Consider the following 1,682-nt stretch of genomic DNA (forward strand, 5'->3'; position numbering starts at 1 on the left):
ATCCTTAACTGATCGGCATTATGACCTCGGTCATCCCTTTTTGTTTGCCTTAACGGCGACGACGCAGCCAGGCCAGGGGGAGCAGAAGCAGGCCTGCCAGACCGAAGGCACCGCCACCACCACCACTGGAGGTTGCTGCGGGTTGAGGCGCTGGTTGGGGAGACGGCTGTGGCTCAGGCTGAGGCACAGGAATCACCACGGGCTCTTCTTTAGTGGTCACACCGATCAGCCCTGCCTCAAGCACGGTAGCGCGGCCGAGTTGGGTGCTGGTGATACTGACAAGCTCTGGACGCATCGTGTCGACAGTATACTTCCCTTCGAAGCGTACCCGTATGGTACAGGCTTGACCCGGTTTCAGCTCTGTCATGCAGTCATTGGTGATCTCGGGGGCAGTGGTCTTCAGATCACTCAGTGTCGTTGGCACAATGGTACGATTGACCAGTCGGAATTCGGCCCAGCGGCTCTGTTTTGCCGGTACGTTAAGGCCGCGCAGTGAGGTCAGGGTTACGCTGCTCTTTTGCTCATCAATCCAGTCGGTCAATGCAGGCGCATAGGTGTATGCACCGGCGCTGCCTGATGCACAGGGGAAGGCTCCATAACTGGTGATTCCGACCAGTTCTCCGTTATAGACCAGAGGGCCACCACTATCCCCCTTACAGCTATCTTGTCCGACGGTTTTGCCGGCAAAAATATGGCTCAGGGTTGGATCACGGTACCAGATGTCCTTGCTGCCCTGATAGGGGAGCTCAATGGTTTGCAGGACGGGAGAGTCCAGAGTCGCGTCCGGGTTGATACCACCATAGCCATAGGCTCGCAGCGGGGTTGTGCCGGTCGTCCAGGTATCCTTGGTGCCGAGAGCGGCCACCTTGATGGGAGCTTGGGTCACCGGAGTGGCCAGATGCAGCAGGGCGATATCCTTTTCAAATGTCGGGATTTCCTCCCCAAGGGATTTCAGGCGATTGATGAGATATTCAGTATTCATCAATACCTGATCAACGGCTGTACGAGTATGGGGCTTGCTGATATCGGACACCCCGATGGCCACCTCCATCTTTCCTATTTGAGGCTCCTCGACGCAGTGAGCTGCGGTAACGACCCACTCCTTGTCGATCAGGGTTCCACCACAATAGTTGATCCACTTTCCATTAACGTTTTCACCAACCGCCACCATCCAGCTGGGGGCCGCAACGGCTGTGCCACCAATGATGCGAGGTGCCGCCTCACCGGCGGCCGCGGGAAGGGCAGCCAGACAGGCGAGGGCTATCGTGCTCTGTTTAAACAATGACATGCTGAACTCCAAACGATACTCATTATTAGTATTGGACGGAGCAGTATGGGGCCCGCTTTTGTGGTGACAGAAATGTAGATAGTGGTCTGATGAGAGAAGTGTGATTCAGGTCCTGTCTCGTGCTTATCCGGCATCCTTCATGGGGCAAGCAAACCGCTGTGGTTGTAGTGGCATAGTGAATTTGCCATGGCCATCGCCCGTTCACGTCAAATTAGCCTGCAGGATACGCATTACTACCATGTGATCAGCCGCTGTGTGCGGCGGGCCTTTCTGTGTGGGGAAGATGCCCACTCGGGGCTGGCGGAAACTGGGACACCCACCATTTTGTTCTGTGTGGGGAAGATGCCTGAAGATTCTGGGATGAAGATTCTGGGTGTAGTGGCATAGTGAATTT

The 1,682-nt window shown here is 55.7% G+C and carries 1 protein-coding gene and 1 pseudogene; one reads left to right on the forward strand and one right to left on the reverse strand.

Annotated features, from left to right (window positions below):
• Window positions 1-49: 49 nt before the first annotated feature.
• Entirely contained in the window at window positions 50-1,300 is a 1,251-nt protein-coding gene (locus BN1133_RS12070; RefSeq protein ID WP_082177999.1) for a S1 family peptidase, read from the reverse strand.
• A gap of 174 nt (window positions 1,301-1,474) precedes the next feature.
• On the opposite strand from BN1133_RS12070, the pseudogene BN1133_RS20480 reads away from it, so the two are divergent.
• Window positions 1,475-1,585 (forward strand): annotated as a pseudogene (locus BN1133_RS20480) (alpha-amylase family glycosyl hydrolase); the annotation flags it as partial.
• Window positions 1,586-1,682: the final 97 nt, after the last annotated feature.

It is taken from the genome of Aeromonas schubertii (genome assembly GCF_000820105.1).
In the GTDB taxonomy this organism is placed as follows: Bacteria; Pseudomonadota; Gammaproteobacteria; order Enterobacterales; family Aeromonadaceae; genus Aeromonas; species Aeromonas schubertii.